General features: G+C 64.8%; 13 protein-coding genes. 2 read left to right on the top strand and 11 right to left on the bottom strand.

Going from position 1 to position 16,599, the window contains the following annotated elements:
- Positions 1–84 precede the first annotated feature (84 nt).
- Together BUA41_RS09660 and BUA41_RS09655 are read left to right on the top strand one after the other, a co-directional pair.
- Entirely contained in the window at positions 85–2,424 is a 2,340-nt protein-coding gene (locus tag BUA41_RS09660) for a fimbria/pilus outer membrane usher protein (RefSeq protein ID WP_072822194.1), read from the top strand.
- Between the two features lies 1 nt (position 2,425).
- Positions 2,426–3,319 (top strand): Csu type fimbrial protein, encoded by an 894-nt coding sequence (locus tag BUA41_RS09655; protein ID WP_072822192.1) that lies wholly within the window; start codon positions 2,426–2,428, stop codon positions 3,317–3,319.
- A gap of 34 nt (positions 3,320–3,353) precedes the next feature.
- Here BUA41_RS09655 and nth read toward each other — a convergent pair whose 3' ends face one another.
- The 11 genes from nth to nspC form a co-directional block, all read right to left on the bottom strand.
- The gene (gene nth, locus BUA41_RS09650; RefSeq protein WP_072822190.1) at positions 3,354–3,992 is read right to left on the bottom strand and encodes an endonuclease III; all 639 of its coding nucleotides are present in this window, start codon (positions 3,990–3,992) and stop codon (positions 3,354–3,356) included.
- A gap of 19 nt (positions 3,993–4,011) precedes the next feature.
- A complete protein-coding gene (locus tag BUA41_RS09645) occupies positions 4,012–4,716 on the bottom strand; it encodes an electron transport complex subunit E (RefSeq protein ID WP_072822188.1) in 705 nt (234 codons plus the stop codon).
- Positions 4,700–5,350: an electron transport complex subunit RsxG gene (gene rsxG, locus BUA41_RS09640; protein ID WP_072822186.1), complete on the bottom strand. Its 651-nt coding sequence runs from the start codon at positions 5,348–5,350 to the stop codon at positions 4,700–4,702. Before rsxG ends, BUA41_RS09645 begins: the two co-directional genes overlap by 17 nt.
- Positions 5,347–6,417 carry an RnfABCDGE type electron transport complex subunit D gene (locus BUA41_RS09635; protein WP_072822184.1) on the bottom strand — a complete coding sequence of 357 codons (1,071 nt, stop codon included), beginning with the start codon at positions 6,415–6,417 and terminating at the stop codon, positions 5,347–5,349. The genes rsxG and BUA41_RS09635 overlap by 4 nt, the downstream gene beginning before the upstream one ends.
- Positions 6,414–8,285: an electron transport complex subunit RsxC gene (gene rsxC, locus BUA41_RS09630; RefSeq protein ID WP_072822182.1), complete on the bottom strand. Its 1,872-nt coding sequence runs from the start codon at positions 8,283–8,285 to the stop codon at positions 6,414–6,416. Before rsxC ends, BUA41_RS09635 begins: the two co-directional genes overlap by 4 nt.
- Positions 8,278–8,865 carry an electron transport complex subunit RsxB gene (gene rsxB, locus BUA41_RS09625; RefSeq protein ID WP_245791894.1) on the bottom strand — a complete coding sequence of 196 codons (588 nt, stop codon included), beginning with the start codon at positions 8,863–8,865 and terminating at the stop codon, positions 8,278–8,280. The genes rsxC and rsxB overlap by 8 nt, the downstream gene beginning before the upstream one ends.
- A 76-nt stretch (positions 8,866–8,941) precedes the next feature.
- On the bottom strand, positions 8,942–9,523 hold the full coding sequence (rsxA, locus tag BUA41_RS09620; protein ID WP_072822178.1) for an electron transport complex subunit RsxA: 582 nt from the start codon (positions 9,521–9,523) through the stop codon (positions 8,942–8,944).
- A gap of 138 nt (positions 9,524–9,661) precedes the next feature.
- Positions 9,662–11,227 carry a diguanylate cyclase domain-containing protein gene (locus BUA41_RS09615; protein ID WP_072822176.1) on the bottom strand — a complete coding sequence of 522 codons (1,566 nt, stop codon included), beginning with the start codon at positions 11,225–11,227 and terminating at the stop codon, positions 9,662–9,664.
- A gap of 239 nt (positions 11,228–11,466) precedes the next feature.
- A complete protein-coding gene (locus tag BUA41_RS09610) occupies positions 11,467–13,056 on the bottom strand; it encodes a GGDEF domain-containing protein (RefSeq protein ID WP_072822174.1) in 1,590 nt (529 codons plus the stop codon).
- Between the two features lie 198 nt (positions 13,057–13,254).
- Entirely contained in the window at positions 13,255–15,297 is a 2,043-nt protein-coding gene (metG, locus tag BUA41_RS09605; protein ID WP_072822172.1) for a methionine--tRNA ligase, read from the bottom strand.
- A 124-nt stretch (positions 15,298–15,421) separates the two neighbouring features.
- Entirely contained in the window at positions 15,422–16,594 is a 1,173-nt protein-coding gene (gene nspC, locus BUA41_RS09600) for a carboxynorspermidine decarboxylase (RefSeq protein WP_072822170.1), read from the bottom strand.
- Positions 16,595–16,599 lie beyond the last annotated feature (5 nt).

The following is a 16,599-nucleotide window of genomic DNA, read 5'->3' as shown; positions in this document are numbered from 1 at the left end:
AAAGCAGCAATAGGGGTAATGTGTCTTTTCGCTCTCTTGCCAGGCTTGTCCCTGGCCCAGGCAGGGGCTGACTACGTTATCGATATGCCTGCATCCATCGATGAGCAGGTGATAGGCGACCTGACGGTCGGTATTGCCGACAATGCGCTGGTTTTCGTGCAGCGGACGTCCTGGAACGACATTGCCGTCGAGCATTTTCAGGGCGAGTTCCTGCGCCGGCTGGAGTCGGCATCGTCCGGTGATCGGATTTCAATGGCCGAATTTGCACGGGCAGGTCTGGACATGGAGTTCGACCCTCGACGGTTGCTGGTTATCCTGCGTCCGACGCAGGAACAACGCGTCGTGAAGAGGCTCAACCTCGCCCCGGGCATGCCCGATCTGACCAATGTCGACAGGGGTCGGCATCCGCTGACCGCCTACGTGAACCTGAGGGCGGTCGAGGACTACGTCGACAGCGATCTGGAGCCCTCGGGCCGCCAGCCGCTCACCCTCTCCCTCGACGGCGGGGTTCGCGCCTTCGGTGCCGATGGCACGGCCCTCGAATGGTCCGCGTTCTACGACGAAGAGGACGAAAGGCGATGGAAAAGGGGCGAGACGCGACTCGTTCACGACGATGTCGAAAGAGCCATTCGCTACTCGGCAGGGGATATCTTCTATCAGTCCGCCGAGTTCCAGGGGGCTCCTTCGCTGCTGGGCTTTTCCGTCGAGCGTCAGTTTTCTGCACTGCAACCGTTTCGCGTCGTTACTTCCACCGGGCAGCAGACCTTTACCATAACGCGTCCCTCCCGGGTCGAAGTCTATGTCAACGACGTCCTCCAGAGCATCCAGCGCCTCTCGCCGGGGCGATACAACGTCAGCGACTTTGCCTTCACCGACGGTCTCAACGACGTGCGCGTCGTGGTCGAGGATGATGCGGGAAGACGCCAGACCTTCAATTACTCCCTGTTCCTGGACGCCATTCTTCTGGACGAGGGGATCAGCGAGTTTTCCGTGAATGCGGGGTATCAGAGAGCCGATGATTTCAGCGAGACAATCGAATACGACCACGATGCGCCCGCCTGGTCAGGCTACTACCGGCAGGGCATTACGCCCGACCTGACCCTCGGGGCGAATTACCAAGGCGACCAGACGCTCGATGTCGGGGGGGTAGAAGCCGTTCTGGGCACGAGGACCGGTATCTTCAGCGGCTCCTTCAACGCCAGCCAGGCCGAGGAGCATGGCAGTGGCCGGGCAGGCACGTTGCGCTGGAATTACGAGTTCGATCTTTTCGGGACCCGGCGCCCTCAGGAGCTGAGTCTCGCCAGCATCTACTCGTCGGAAAACTTCCAGAGCCTGGGCCAGGACGAGCCGAGTGCCACCTTTCGTTGGCAGAACCTCATTCGTCTCAGCAGTCAGCTGGGAGACACGGCCTACGGCAGCATCACCGCCCGGCAGGGCGTTGCCCATTCGTCGCGCGGCGCGGATGAAACCGGGGTCGGGCTTTCGATTTCCAAGCGTTTCGGGCGCCTGACCACCAGTATCAGAGCGGAATACATCGATGGGGAAGCCGAGGAGACCGATCTTTTCCTCTCGGTGTCACTGCCGTTGGGCAGCAGCCAGACGTGGCGAAGCTCTTACACCGATACCGACAATCGGCTGCGCACCGAATGGTCGACCATGCCGAGAAACGTCGTCGGAGATCTCTCCGGAAGCATCGGGGTCGAGACCGCCGACCAGGGCAGCCGCCTGCTGGGCGATGTGACCTACCGGGGTAATCGTTTCATCGCACGGGCCCGCCACGACTATCTCCAGGAAGGGCTCTTCGAGGACAACACCGGGCAGTTCACGAGGGTGCAGTTCGAAACGGGGATAGCCACCGCAGAGGGAAAACTGGCCATGGGACGCCCCGTGTCCAACGCCTTTGCCATCGTCGATCGTCATGAATCATTGAGCCGGACACGCATATTGGTCAATGAAACCTCCGATGGGCCGGTGGCGATTGCCGACGGTTTCGGTCCCGCGCTGGTTCCCGGGCTCGAAAGCTACAGGATTCAGAACCTCCTGTGGCGGGCCGAGGCCCCGCCGGTAGGGTATGACATGGGGGACGTCCACGAACGCATCTTTCCTGCCTACCGGGGCGGCTTCTCCTATCAGGCGGGCTCCGCCGCCTCGATCATCGCCATGGGGAGGCTGCTGGGTGCCGACGATGCCCCCGTCTCCCTGATCGCGGGAACCCTGCACGCCGCGGACGGAAGAACGTTCGAACCCCTGTCGACGTTCACCAACAGGAAGGGGCGTTTCGTCCTGCAAGGGCTCGAACCGGGCGACTATGAAGCCCGGTTCAACACCGAGCCCCTGAGCACGATTCATTTCAGCGTGTCGAGCGATGCCAGCGGCTACATCGAGCTCGGTAATTTTCTGGTGATGGAAAAGGACGACGCATGACATGAAAAGACTTCACCGATTCGTCCTGATGGCGATGCTGATCGTGCTGCAGGGCGTGGCCCAGGGCGACCCCGTTTCTTCGGCCGCCTGCGAGGCACGCATCGAGTCGATCACCCTCAAGGGGGCCATGGACTATTCCCCCTTCGATCGCTGGGACCGGGTCGAAACCCTCGATATTCACGTGCGCCGTGGCGGGGTCTGCACCCTGGCCTTTACCTTCGAAAGCCATAACCGCAACCGACTGTCGGGCTCGCGCGAGAGTCTGACCTATCGCATCCAGACACATTCGGGCAACGATCTTCGTCTGAATGGAGTCAATGTCTATTCCGGCAGGGCGATCGCCAGTGGCGACGATTCCCGTTTCCCCGTGTCGGTGGTCATTCCCGCGGGGCAGCCGGCCCGGGCGGGGGCATATTCGGACCGAGTGTCGGTTCAGCTCATGAACGGATCCCGGGTCATCGATACCCATGAGCTCACGCTGAAAAGCGACGTGCGACCCCAGGCCCGAATCCGCATTTCGGGCTCCTCGACCACCGGGTTCTCTTCCGCCGACGGCGCCGGACTCGATTTTGGCAGCCTGACCTCGGGGGAAGAAAAGTCGGCCTACCTGTTCGTGCAATCCAATAGTGCATACGCCCTGCAACTGACTTCGGAAAACCGCGGCCGTCTGCGACATGTTCACGGCAGTGCAAGCAACGCCTACATTGCCTATCGGGCGTGGCTCGACGACAAGCTGCTGGATCTTCGCCGGGCAGAGACCTATCGGCCGTCGCCTGGACGTGCCCTGGACGCGACCACGCCTTACCGGCTGAGAGTGAGGATCGGTGATGTCTCCCGGGCAATCGCGGGTCGCTATCGAGATACGATTTCCGTGGATGTGCTGCTGCTGGAATGAGTCACCTGCTGCGGCCAAGGAACTTGCCCGCTTCTCAGGCGGGCTCCGTCTTCTCCGGGTATTCGCACAGATCCTCGATCACGCAGCTGCCGCAGCGCGGCTTGCGCGCCACGCAGGTGTAGCGCCCGTGCAGGATCAACCAGTGGTGGGCATCCTGGCGAAACTCCCGGGGCACGTGGCGCAGGAGCTTCTGCTCGACCTCGACGACGTTCTTGCCGGGGGCCAGGCGGGTGCGATTGCAGACCCGGAAGATGTGCGTGTCCACGGCGATGGTCGGCTGGCCGAAGGCGGTGTTGAGGATCACGTTGGCGGTCTTGCGACCCACGCCGGGAAGCGCTTCCAGCTCGGCGCGGGTCTGGGGCACCTCGCCGCCATGACGCTCGACCAGCAGGCGGCAGGTCTTCATCAGGTTCTCGGCCTTGGTGTTGTAGAGGCCGATGGTCTTGATGTGCTCCTTGAGGCGCTCGACCCCCAGTTCGAGGATCGCCTCGGGGGTATTGGCCACCGGGAACAGCCGGGCGCAGGCCTTGTTGACCCCCACGTCGGTGGCCTGGGCCGAGAGCAGCACCGCGGTGAGCAGCTCGAACGGGCTGGACCACTGCAGTTCCGTGGTCGGGGCGGGCATGTGATCCCGCAGGCGGGCGAAGATGGCTTGGCGTTTGTGTGCGTTCATGCCTGTCCGGTAATGGTTCCTATCGTATCGTGCCGGTAACTCGCACCCGCCGGCTCTCCTTCGGCCGATCCGCCTGCCGGGCCTGACGGCGGCGTTCCAGCCGGTCGTCGATGACGTTCTTGGCGGCGATCAGCAAGCCGGTGGCGAAGAAGGCGCCGGGGGGCAGCACCAGGAACAGGAAACTGTAATCGGAAAACAGGGTGATCTGCCAGTCGGCGGCCATCGGCCCCAGCAGCAGTTCCATTCCGGCGAACAGGGTGCCCTGGCCGAACAGCTCGCGCACCGCGCCGAGCACCACCAGGACGGCGGCGAAACCGAGCCCCATCATCAGCCCGTCGGTGGCCGCGGGCAGCAGCGGGTTCTTCGCCGCGAAGCCGTCGGCGCGACCGAGGATCGCGCAGTTGGTGACGATCAGGGGAATGAAGATGCCGAGGATCTGGTAGAGCCGGAAGGTATAGGCCTGCATCAGCAGTTCGGCACAGGTGACGAAGGCGGCAATGATCATCACGAAGGCCGGCAGCCGCACGTTCGCCGGCACGTGATGGCGAATCAGCGAGACCGAGACGTTGGCGCCGATCATGACCAGCAGGGTGGCAAGCCCCAGGCCCAGGGCGTTGACCACGGTGCTGGTGACCGCCAGCAGCGGACACAGCCCGAGCAGTTGTACCAGCGCCGGATTGTTGGACCACAGGCCGCTGCGCGTCAGCTCATTGAATTGACTCATCGGTCGTCTCCTCGGGCGCTTGCAGCAACCGTTCACGGTGGGCGGCGAAGTATTCCAGGCTGCGCTGCACGGCACCGACCACCGCCCGGGGCGTGACGGTGGCGCCGGTGAAGGCGTCGAAGGCGCCGCCATCCTCTTTCACTGCCCATCGCTCGGGCGGTGGGTTGCCCAGCGACAAGCCGGCGAATTGCTCGATCCAGTCGCTCTTGCGCACGTCGATCTTGTCGCCCAGCCCCGGGGTCTCGCGATGGGACAGCACCCGCACCCCGGTCAAGGTGCCATCGGCGGCGATGCCCGCCAGCAGCGAGATGTCGCCGCTGTACCCCTGACGGGTCGTCACCGGCAGGATGATGGCACTGATTTGGCCATCTTGTCGCGCCTGCCAGGCGGTGAAGGCCTCCGGATGACCCAGCATCTCGGCAGCAGGCAGTGTGATGGCGCCGTCGACCAGATCATTGTCATGCAGGGCGGCGGGCACCACCTGTTCCAGGGCCTGGTATTCGCTGGCCAGGCGATTCTCCACGATGCGCTCGAAGGTGAGCGAGTGGGTCAGGCCCACCACGCCGGCGGTGACGATGGCGAACAGCCCCAGTCCCACGGCGCCGCGCGCGATGCTGTGCGTCAGTGGACTCATGACGCTTCCTCGTCGTCATCGATCTGGCGCACCTTGATGCCGCGATTGGGGCGGGCATGGCCATAGGTGCGTGGCCGGGTGTAGTAGTCGATGAAGGGCACGGCGAAGTTCAACAGCAACACGGCGAAGGCCACGGCATCCGGGTAGGCGCCCCATTGGCGAATGAGCATGATCAGCACGCCGATGGCGGCGCCATAGTAGAGCTTGCCCTTGCGGCTGGTGGCGGCACTCACCGGGTCGGTGGCGATGAAGAAGGCACCGAAGATCGCCGCGCCGCCGAGCAGGTGAAACAGCGGGCTGCCATGGTGACTGGGATCGCTGGCGTACATGAGGGTCGCGAGTACCAGCAGCGCACCCAGCAGGCTGGCCGGAATGTGCCAGCTGATGATGCGCTTGAACAATAGCAGTGCGCCGCCGACCAGCCAGGCCAGGGCGGTGGTATGCCAGGCGTTCAGGGTGCCGGGGGGCAGGGGCTCGTCCGCCCAGAATTCGCTGGCGAGTACCGTCTCGCCCTTGTGCTTGAAGGCATCCAGGGGCGTGGCGCCGGTCATGGCATCGGAGGGGGCGACCGTCCCCAGGAAGTGCCCCCATGCCTCGCCCGGCCCGATGGCCTCGGCCCCGAACAGCCCGAGCGGGGCGGCCCATCGGGTCATCTCGACCGGAAAGGCGATCAGCAGCAGCGCATAACCGACCATGGCCGGATTGAACGGATTCTGGCCGAGCCCGCCGAAGAGCTGCTTGGCGACGACGATGGCCGCCACCATGCCCATCAGGATCAGCCACCAGGGGGCGAAAGGTGGCAGCGAGACACCCAGCAGCACGCCGCTTACCAGGGCGCTGTTGTCGCGCAGCGTCACTCCCGGTGGGCGGGCGCGCAGGCGCAGGACCAGCGCCTCGAGTCCCACACCGAGGCCGGCGGCGAAGAGCACGTTGATCAGCACGCCCCAGCCGAAGAACCCGGTCAGTGTCGCGATACCCGGCAGGGTGGCGAGCAGCACCCAGCCCATGACGCGACCGGTGGAGGTCGTCGCCCGGGCATGCGGCGAACTGGTGTGGATCAGGCTCATGACGACGGCGTCTCCTCGCTCTTGCCGCTATTCCTGGCCTGATCCTGGTCATGCCCCTGCAGCGCTGCCAGCCGCGCCTCGGTGGCCTGCAGGTTTTCCCGGGCGGTGGCCAGCTGGGTCTCCAGGTCATCGAGCTCGGCGGCATCGGACTGTCCGGCCTCGCTGGTTCGTGCCAGGTTCTTCTCGGCCTTCTTGACCGCCGCCCTGGCGGCGGCCTGGGCGATCTTCAGCTTCCTGACCTGGGCCGAACGATCCACATCGCTTGCGGGTGCCGGCCTGGCATGGGCAGCCGGTACGCTGTCGTCGGTGGACGGTGGCGCCTGGGGGCGCTGTCTGCGTGCCTGGCGTCGGGCCTGCTTCTCCGCCTCCTCGCGGGCCAGTCGTGCCTGGCGAAACTCGAAGCGATGCCGGGCGCGTTCGGCCTTGCGTGCCTCCTGCTCTCGAGCGCGAATCTCGCCCTTGCTGGCGCGATAGTACTGCACCAGAGGGATGTGGCTGGGGCAGACATAGGCACAGGCGCCGCACTCGATGCAGTCGAACAGATTGAAGAGTTCCGCCTTGGCATGCTCACCGCCCTTGGCGAACCAGTAGAGCTGCTGAGGGAGCAGCGAGGCGGGGCACGCGGCTTCGCAGGCGCCACAGCGGATGCAGGGCTGCTCGCGGGGAACCGGCGGCAGCTCCTCGGCAGTGGCCGCGATCAGGCAATTGCTGGTCTTGATCAGCGGCACGGCGTCGCTTTCCAGGGTGAAGCCCATCATCGGGCCGCCCTGGATCAGGCGCGAGAGCCGTTCGGCCTGCAGGCCCGCCAGGCGCAGCAGTTCATGCAGGGGAGTGCCGAGCCGGGCCTCGACGTTGCCGGGCCGTTCCAGTGCCTCGCCGGTCAGGGTGACGATGCGCGAGATCAGAGGCTCGCCGTCGCGTACCGAGCGCAGGGCGGCGAGCAGGGTGCCGGGATTGTGGCAGAGCACGCCGACCTCCGCCGGCAGGCCGCGGGAGGGCACTTCGCGACCGGTGAGCAGTTGCACGAGCTGTTTTTCGCCCCCGCTGGGGTAGCGGGTCGGCAGGATCTTCAGTTCGAAGGGCACGTCCTCGGCGGACGACTCATGCCGCAGCGCCTGGTTCAGCGCCTCGATGGCCTCGGGCTTGTTATCCTCGATGCCGATCACCACCCGCTTGGCACCCGTCAGCCGGGCGAACAGTCGCGCCCCTTCCAGGATGTCGGCGCTGTAGTGACGCAAGGCCAGATCGTCGGCGGTGATATAGGGCTCGCACTCGGCGGCATTGAGGATCAGGGTGTCGATCTCGTGACGCTGGCGCACCCGGGCCTTGACCGCGGTGGGAAAGCCGGCGCCGCCGAGCCCCACCACGCCGGACTCGTGCAGGCGTTCGATCAGGGTGTCGTCGTCGCTTGCTCGCCAGTCGAGAGGCGGCATCCGAAGCCAGTCGTCTTTTTGTTCTAACTCGCCGAAGCCCTCGTCTTTTCGCTCTAACTCGCCGAAGCCTTCGTCCTTTTGTTCCAACTCGCCGAAGCCCTCGTCGGCGTAATCAGCGTCGATGACGATGCACAGGGCTCGCGTCTCGCCGACCGCGGCGGAGGGGTGAGGCACCGGGCGTTCCTCGATGGCGCTGACAATGCCGGTGATGCTGGCGTGAACCGGGGCGGAGATCATGCCCTGGGCACGGGCGATCACCTCGCCGGTGCGCACGCGCTGACCGGGAATGACCAGGGGCTCGGCGGCCAGGCCGAGATGCTGGGTCATCGGCAGGATGACCTGCCGGGGCAGGGGGGCTTGTGCCAGCGGGGCGCCTGCGGAGAGTGCCTTGCGCCCCGGAGGGTGGATGCCGCCGGGAAAATCGAAGTCAGCCATGCAGGAAGGCCCTGTCATCTTCCCGAACCGACTGGCGATCGCTGGCGATCAGCCCCGCGTCGATGTGCTGAAGCGGTCGCCGGCCCGGGCCCGGTGGGCGCGGCCAGTGGCGATCCTCGGGCTCGTCCGATCGGGGCAGCATGTCGATGCAATCCACCGGGCAGGGCTCGACGCACAGGTCGCAGCCGGTGCATTCATCGATAATGACGGTGTGCATGTGCTTGGCGGCGCCCAAAATGGCATCCACCGGGCAGGCCTGGATGCACTTGGTGCAGCCGATGCACTCCTCCTCGCGGATGTAGGCGACCCTGGGCACGTCCTGGGCTTCGCCATCCAGGGGCTTGGCTTCCCGGCCAAGCAGGTCGGCCAGGGCGGCGATGGTCGTCTCGCCACCCGGCGGGCACTTGTTGAGTTCGTCGCCCTGGCTGATCGCCTCGGCGTAGGGTTTGCAGCCGGGATAGCCACACTGGCCGCACTGGGTTTGGGGTAATAGAGCGTCGATCTGTTCGACCACCGGGTCGCCCTCGACCTTGAAGTACTGCCCGGCAAAGCCCAGCACGGCACCGAATGCCACCGCCATGCCCAGCAGGGCGGCGATGGCGGCCAGGATATCGTTGTCGGCGAGCAGTTCGAGCACGTTTGAAACCCTATTGCGTTTAGATTTGTACTAATCCACTGAACCCCATGAAGGCCAGCGACATCAGGCTCGCGGTGATCATGGCGATCGCCGCGCCGCGAAACGGACGCGGCACGTCGGCCAGCACCAGGCGCTCGCGCATCGCAGCGAACAGCACCAGCACCAGGGAAAAGCCCAGCGCCGCACCGAAGCCATAGAGCGCTGCCTCCATGAAGCTCGACTGGCGATTGAGCGACAGCAGCGCTACCCCCAGTACCGCGCAGTTGGTGGTAATCAGCGGCAAAAAGATGCCCAGCACCTGATAGAGCAGGGGACTGGTCTTTCTGACCATCATCTCGGTGAACTGCACCACCACGGCGATGACCATGATGAAGGCGATGGTGCGCAGGTATTCGAGCCCCAGGGGCGCCAGCAGGTAGTGGAACGTCAGGTAGCTGACGATCGACGACAGGGTCAGCACGAAGGTGGTGGCCAGGGACATGCCCATGGCGGATTCCAGCTTGTTGGACACGCCCATGAACGGGCACAGCCCGAGAAACTGCACCAGCACGAAGTTGTTGACCAGAACGGTGCTCACCAGGATCAGGAAGTATTCGGTCATTGCCAGTCGATCGACATGCCATGGCCCCTTCTTGCACGTCCGTCCCGCATCAACGGGATGCTGCCATGGGTAGAGAGTGATCTCATTATACGCCCCAGGTGGCCACGGGAATACCGTCGGCCGGCCCCCCGGCTCGGTTCACCCTGCCTCCCGCCTGACCCGGTTGCGTCCCCCCTGCTTGGCGGCATACAGGGCATCGTCGACGGCACGGGTCAATCCTTCGATATCGCGTGCCTGGCCGGGAAAATACCGGGCGACCCCGATGCTGATCGTGATCACCGAGCTCGCCGTGGAGGCCGCGTGGGGCAGGGCCAGGGCCTCGATGGCCCGGCGCAGGGTTTCCGCCTGCCGGCTGCCGGCCTCGAGGGATGTGTCGGGAAGGATGATCATGAATTCTTCGCCGCCGGTGCGGGCGACCAGCTGCTGGGGAAGGGAAAAGTGTTGGCCCATGGCGGCGGCGACGGTTTTCAGGCACTTGTCGCCTGCCGGGTGCCCGTAGCGGTCGTTGTAGGCCTTGAAGTGGTCGATATCGACCATGAGCCGGACCACGGATCGGCCGCTGAGATTGGCAATATCAATGGCTTCCTCGAGTCGATGGTCGAACAGGCGCCGGTTGCCGAGGCCGGTCAATGCATCGTGCTGGGACAGCTCGATCAGCGACGAGGTCTGGCAGCGCTGGCGTTCGAGAAGCTGCTGGAACTTGCGTGCCAGCACGCCGATCTCGTCGCGGCGCTGGAGCAGCGATCGTGGCGGATCGATGTCGCCTCTCTGCTGCACGTGTTGCGTGAAGGTCGCAAGCTGGCGCAGGGGGGAAAGAATCATTCTTTCCAGCAGGACCAGCACCACGACGAGGACCACAAGTCCCACGACCCAGTAGAGGGTCAGGCGCAGATCGTCGAGCCTCGCTCTGAAAGCGTGCCGGGGCAGCTCGACGCGAAGTTCCAACGCGTGACCCGGGGGCGCTGCGGGGACACGACGCAGGGCAATCAGGGTCTGCGACCCCTCGCGTGCGATCTCCTGTCGAGGCGCGGGCGCATCGCTCGCGATGGCCTCGACGGCCAGGGCCAGACCGAACCCCTCCCTCACTCTCCCCAGCCAGGCGGTATCCATGGGGCGCATCATCAGCAGCCAGCCCACGGCCGGCCCCGCACCGTTGCTCCTGACGATTGGCCAGACACTGACCAATCCCGGTTGCGGGTGGGCGTGCAGCCAGAGCCGGGTCTCGTCGCTCAGGCCATTCGCGATACGGCCTTGCAGTGATTCGAGGACAGGCGCCGTCCAGGTACAGGCCTCGGTGGGGCCTGGACAAGAGGTATAGCGTTGGTTCGCGGGGTCGATGCCGGCGATCCAGTGGGGGGAGCCGTCGGTTTCGAGAAAGACCAGCAGGCTCAGGTCGGCATCCTCGAAGACCAGCCCGTCCGCGACGTTGGATTCCAGGTAGTCTCCTGCCTCACCCGTGAGGAAGGCGTAGCTGTCATCCCAGATGGCCCAGTCCTTGTTGAGCAGGCTCAGGTGCCCCAGCTCGTTGCCGATGGCCCGCATTGCGCGATCGAGTTCTGCCGTGGCGTAGACTTCCTCCTCGGCGAGCAGGGCAGGAATCGCCAGGTGATGGGCGATCAGGACCAACGATGTCACGGCCACTAGCAGCAGGACGCTCATGGCAAGGAAGAAGCGATACCGCAGGGAATCGAAAATCAACGCCATGATTCGACGACCAGCATACCTTGCCGCTCCCTGTGCCTTGTGTTGTTGCGATACGCCTGATCCGCCGTCGAAGCCGATTCGATGGCCTCGACGGCGGGTCGTCGTTCGGCGACACCGTTCCTTGTTTGTTCAGGATAACGCCCAGGCCGTGCATCACCGTATCGAGAAAAATGAAAACTCGGTGGAAATGCGGCCTGGCAAGGCCGGGCATGATCCACCTCGTCACGAGATTCGCGGGCTCAGGCCGTTGCAGTCACCTGTCGAGCCATCAGCCGGGTGCAGTTGCGCCCGGCCTGCTTCGCTTCGTAGAGCGCGTCGTCGGCTGCCTGGATCAGTTGAGCGGCACTGCAGCGCTCCTGGGGCGAAGCCGTCGCGACACCGATGCTGACCGTCAGTAACGATGCGTGTGGCGAGCCGGCATGGGGGAGGGCCAGGGACTCGATGGCCATGCGCAGTTCGTCTGCCCGGGCGGTGCTCTCGGCCGGTGTCGTCCCGGGCAGGATGATCGTGAACTCCTCGCCACCGGTGCGGGCGACCAGCTGCCCGGACTGGTTGAAATGCTTGCGCATGGTTTCGGCGACGACCTTCAGGCAGGCGTCCCCGGCCGGGTGCCCGTAATGATCGTTGTAGGCCTTGAAGTGGTCGATATCGATCATCAAAAGCGCGACATGGCGCCGGTCTGACCGAGCGGCCTCCAGCGCATGGTCTATCCGCTCGTCGAACAGGCGCCGATTGGCCAGCCCGGTAAGAGGATCGTGCTGGGAGAGTTCCACCAGGGAGGAGGTACGTTGCCGTTGATGTTCGAGAAGGTGCTGAAACTTGCGGGCGAGCTTGCCGATCTCGTCGTGCCGCGCCCTCAAGCCGGGTGGCATGTCGTTTCTGGCCAGCGTGTCGATATCCTGGGCAAAGGCCGCGAAGTGACGCAGCGGGGCGAGGATCATGCGCTCCAGCAGTATCAGCACCACGATGACGACGACGACCAATAGGCCGATGGTCCAGTAGAGCGCGAAGAGCAGGGTGTCCAGGCTGCTCTTGAAGCCTTGGCGAGGAAGCGTGATCTGCAGCCTGATGCGAGAGCCGGCCGGCGAGGCCTGGATTTCCCGAACGGCGGTCATCGTCCGGGAGTCGTCACGGCGGATGCTGGCGCCCAGCGGAACCGGTCCATCCCGGGGCGCGGTGAGAGACAGGTTCAGCCCCGTGTTCCGCTTGAGCTTCGACAGCCAGGCGGCATCCATCTCGCGGATCATCGACAGCCAGCCCAGGGAAGGCCCGCTGCCATCACTCTCGAGGATGGGCGAGACGCTCATCAACCCGAGTTCGGGAGAGGCCTGTAGCCAGGCCGCTCTGCCTGGTTCCACACCGTCGTGAATGCGTTTCTGCAGCGAGGCCACCATGGGGACCGTCCAGGCACACTCCCCGGTGGGCGCGGGGCAGGCGGTGTAGGCGCCATTGGCAGGGTCGATGCCGGCGATCAGGTGTGGCGCCGCATCGGCATCGAGAAAGATCATCAGGCGCAGATTGGCCTCGTCGAAAACAGCGCCTTGCGCCAGGTTGGAGGCTTGATACTGGGGCGCTTCTTCTTGCATGAAGGCATGGGTGTCGTCCCAGACACCCCAGTCCCTGTTGAGCAGATACAGATGGTCGAGTTCGTTGTCGATGGCAAGAAGCGCTCGGTCGATTTCCGCGGCGGCGTATTCATCCTCCTCGGCCAGCAGGGCGGGGAGGATCAGCTGCTGGGCGATGAACCCCAGCGCGGCCAACGCCAGTAGCAGCACGACACTCAAGGCCAGGAGGAAGCGATAACGTAGCGATGCCAGGACTCGGGACATGAACAGTGCCGTCGCGGTGAAGGTGGTTTGGCGGACCCAGTCTCCGCTCGATGCTTGTTGTTATCGGCGAGGCAGCGCTTAAGTTTAATGAGTCCTCACGAGTTCAGCGCAGGGCAAGGTGGCACCCGGGCATCGACCACGGTGCCCGAGTGGTGCACGCCGGCTCGACCGACGTGCGAGGCAGTGATGCCGAAAGTCTCAGGTCACGCGGTTGCCCGGCTCGGCGCCCGCGTGCGGTTCCAGCAGGTAGATGCCGTCACCGTCGCCGGCAGCCAGCACCATGCCTTCCGAGATGCCGAAGCGCATCTTGCGCGGCGCGAGGTTGGCGACCATCACCGTCAGGTGGCCTTCCAGCGCTTCCGGGGCATAGGCCGAGCGAATGCCCGAGAAGACCGTGCGTGTCTCGCCGCCCAGGTCCAGGGTCAGCTTGAGCAGCTTGTCGGCGCCCTCGACGTACTCGGCCTTGGCGATGCGCACGATGCGCAGGTCGACCTTGGCGAAGTCCTCGAAGCCGATCTCCGGAGCGATGGGGTTGTCGGTCAAGGGGCCCTTGGGTGTCTCTTTCAATTTCTTCTCCTCCGCCAAGTCTTCCTTGGAGGCCTCGATCATCGCATCGATCTTGTCGCGCTCGATGCGGGTCATCAGCGGCTTGAACTTGTTGATGGCGTGATCCCTCAGCACGCTTTCCCGGCTCTGCCAGTCGAGGGATTCGAGGTTGAGGAATGCCCGGGTGTCCTTGGCCATCTTGGGCACCACCGGGGCGAGATAGACCATCAACTGGCGGAACAGGTTGATGCCCACCGAGCAGATGTCCAGCACCTCCTGCTCGCCGCCTGACTGCTTGGCCAGCACCCAGGGCTCCTTGTCGGCGATGTAGGCGTTGGCCTCGTCGGCCAGTTCCATGATCTTGCGCATCGCGCGACCGAACTCGCGGGCTTCGTAATCCGCGGCGATGGTGTCGCCGGCGGCGATGAAGCGCTCCACCAGGTCCGGCTCGGCGCACTGCGCGGAGAGCCTGCCATCGCCGAGCTTCTTGACGAAGCCGGCACAGCGGCTGGCGATGTTGACCACCTTGCCGACCAGGTCCGAGTTCACCCGGTAGGCGAAGTCCTCGAGGTTGAGGTCCAGGTCGTCGACCCGCGAGGTCAGCTTGGCGGCGAAGTAGTAGCGCAGGTACTCCGGATTCAGGTACTCCGCGTAGGTCTCGGCCTTGATGAAGGTGCCCCGCGACTTGGACATCTTCGCGCCGTTGACGGTGACGAAGCCGTGGCAATTGACGGCGGTGGGCGTGCGCAGTCCGGCGCCTTCGAGCATCGCCGGCCAGAACAGCGCATGGAAGTAGACGATGTCCTTGCCGATGAAGTGGTAGACCTCGGCCTCGGAGTCCCGCTGCCAGTAGCTGTCGAAGTCGATGCCCTCGCGATCGCACAGGTTCTGGAAGCTGGCGAGATAGCCGATCGGCGCGTCCAGCCACACATAGAAGTACTTGCCCGGCGCGTCGGGGATCTCGAAGCCGAAGTAGGGGGCATCCCGGGAGATATCCCACTCGTTCAGGCCGGACTCGAACCACTCCTGCAGCTTGTTGGCGATCTGCGGCTGCACATGGCCGGGGTGAACCCAGCCTTTCAGGAACTCCTCGAAATCCGGGAGCTTGAAGAAGTAGTGGGTGGAGCTGCGCACTTCCGGCGTGGCGCCGGAGATCGCCGAGACCGGATCGATCAGCTCCGCCGGGGTGTAGGTGGTACCGCACGCCTCGCAGTTGTCGCCGTACTGATCCGGCGTCCTGCACTTGGGGCAGGTGCCCTTGATGAAGCGATCGGCCAGGAACAGCCCCTTCACCGGGTCGTACATCTGCTCGATGTCCCGGGTCGCGATGTGCCCGGCGTCGCGCAGCGCGGTATAGATGCGCTCGCTGTGAAGACGGTTCTCTTCCGAATGGGTGGAATGATAGTTGTCGAAGGCCACCCCGAAGCGCGCGAAATCCGCCTGATGCTCCTTCGAGACCCGCGCGATCAGCTGCTCCGAGGTGATGCCTTCCTGCTCGGCGCGCAGCATGATGGCGGTGCCGTGGGCGTCGTCGGCGCAGACATAATAGCACTCGTGGCCGCGACTCTTCTGGAAGCGCACCCAGATGTCGGTCTGGATGTACTCCAGCAGGTGGCCCAGGTGGATCGAGCCGTTGGCGTAGGGCAGGGCGCTGGTGACCAGGATCTTGCGCTGGGCGTTGGCGGTAGTCGGCATGATGGCTCTAGTGACTGAAAACGGGAACGAAGAATGGACGTCGGCAAGGACGAAAGGACGATTGTAGCCCGCCTGGCGGCGGGCTGCATCCGGGGGCGGGTTTATGGCTCGCCTTCCTGTCGACTCAACTCAACCGCTGCATGTAGTCCACGTAACCGAAGCTCTTGACCGTGCGCACTTCGCGGCTCGTCTCGTCGACCCGGCAGATCGACGGCAGGCGAATGCCGTTGAAGGTGGTGTTCTTGACCATGGTGTAGTGGGCCATGTCGGTAAACACCAGCCGGTCGCCGATGGCGAGCGGGACGTCGAACGAGTAGTCGCCGACCACGTCGCCGGCCAGGCAGGTGGTGCCGCCCAGGCGGTAAGTATGGGCCTTCTCGCCCGGCTTGCCGCCACCGATGATCTCGGGTCGGTAGGGCATTTCCAGCACGTCGGGCATGTGGGCGGTAGCGGAAGTGTCGAGAATGACGTTGGGCACCTCGTCGTCGACGATGTCCAGCACGCTGCACACCAAAAAGCCGGTGTTCAGGGCGATCGCCTCGCCCGGCTCCAGGTAGACCTCGAGGTGCGGATGACGCGCCTTGAAGTCGCGGACCAGTCGCACCAGTCGTGCCGCGTCGTAATCGGCCCGGGTGATGTGATGGCCGCCGCCGAAGTTCACCCAGCGCATGGCGGAGAGGTGGTGGCCGAACTTGGCCTCGAAGGCGGCCAGCGTGGCCTCGAGGGCATCGCTGTTCTGCTCGCACAGGGTGTGGAAATGCAGCCCCTCCAGCCCGTCGAGATCCCCCGGCCTCAGGTTCGCGGCCCGGGTGCCGAGCCGTGAGCCCGGTGCGCAAGGGTCGTAGAGCGGGACTTCGCCGGTGGAGTGCTCGGGATTGACCCGCAGTCCACAGGAGACCCGGCGCGGCGCCGCCGCGACCGTGTCGCGAAAGCGTCGCCACTGGCCCGGCGAGTTGAAGCTGATGTGGTCCGCATAGCGCAGCACCATGTCCATCTCCGGCGCGGTGAAGGCCGGCGAGTAGACGTGCACCTCGCCGCCGAAGGTCTCGGCGCCGAGGCGGGCTTCGTCCTGGCCGCTGGAGGTGGTGCCCATCAGGTACTCCCTCACCATCGGGAAGGTGTCCCACATGGCGAAGCCTTTCAGCGCCAGGAGGATCCTGGCGCCGCTTTCCGCCTGGACCTGGCCCAGCCGCTCCAGGTTGCGGCGCAGCAGGGCGTCGTCGACCACGTAGGCCGGCGACGGGCAGGCCTGAATGTCAAACGGATAGCTGTCGAACGGGTAGCTCTTGTCCGTCATCGTAG

This window comes from Modicisalibacter ilicicola DSM 19980, from assembly GCF_900128925.1.
Taxonomy (GTDB): Bacteria; Pseudomonadota; Gammaproteobacteria; order Pseudomonadales; family Halomonadaceae; genus Modicisalibacter; species Modicisalibacter ilicicola.
Note: the sequence above shows the minus strand (reverse complement) of the source record. Positions and strands in the feature narration are given on the sequence as shown.

Excerpts from the sequence above, each read along its gene's own strand:
- nspC (WP_072822170.1), bottom strand. The coding sequence starts at position 16,594 with ATGACGGACAAGAGCTACCCGTTCGACAGCTATCCGTTTGACATTCAG.
- BUA41_RS09655 (WP_072822192.1), top strand. The coding sequence starts at position 2,426 with ATGAAAAGACTTCACCGATTCGTCCTGATGGCGATGCTGATCGTGCTG.
- rsxB (WP_245791894.1), bottom strand. The coding sequence starts at position 8,865 with ATGGCGGTGGCATTCGGTGCCGTGCTGGGCTTTGCCGGGCAGTACTTC.
- BUA41_RS09645 (WP_072822188.1), bottom strand. The coding sequence starts at position 4,716 with ATGAGTCAATTCAATGAGCTGACGCGCAGCGGCCTGTGGTCCAACAAT.
- metG (WP_072822172.1), bottom strand. The coding sequence starts at position 15,297 with ATGCCGACTACCGCCAACGCCCAGCGCAAGATCCTGGTCACCAGCGCC.
- BUA41_RS09610 (WP_072822174.1), bottom strand. The coding sequence starts at position 13,056 with ATGTCCCGAGTCCTGGCATCGCTACGTTATCGCTTCCTCCTGGCCTTG.
- BUA41_RS09635 (WP_072822184.1), bottom strand. The coding sequence starts at position 6,417 with ATGAGCCTGATCCACACCAGTTCGCCGCATGCCCGGGCGACGACCTCC.
- rsxA (WP_072822178.1), bottom strand. The coding sequence starts at position 9,523 with ATGACCGAATACTTCCTGATCCTGGTGAGCACCGTTCTGGTCAACAAC.
- BUA41_RS09615 (WP_072822176.1), bottom strand. The coding sequence starts at position 11,227 with ATGGCGTTGATTTTCGATTCCCTGCGGTATCGCTTCTTCCTTGCCATG.
- nth (WP_072822190.1), bottom strand. The coding sequence starts at position 3,992 with ATGAACGCACACAAACGCCAAGCCATCTTCGCCCGCCTGCGGGATCAC.
- rsxG (WP_072822186.1), bottom strand. The coding sequence starts at position 5,350 with ATGAGTCCACTGACGCACAGCATCGCGCGCGGCGCCGTGGGACTGGGG.
- BUA41_RS09660 (WP_072822194.1), top strand. The coding sequence starts at position 85 with ATGCCTGCATCCATCGATGAGCAGGTGATAGGCGACCTGACGGTCGGT.
- rsxC (WP_072822182.1), bottom strand. The coding sequence starts at position 8,285 with ATGGCTGACTTCGATTTTCCCGGCGGCATCCACCCTCCGGGGCGCAAG.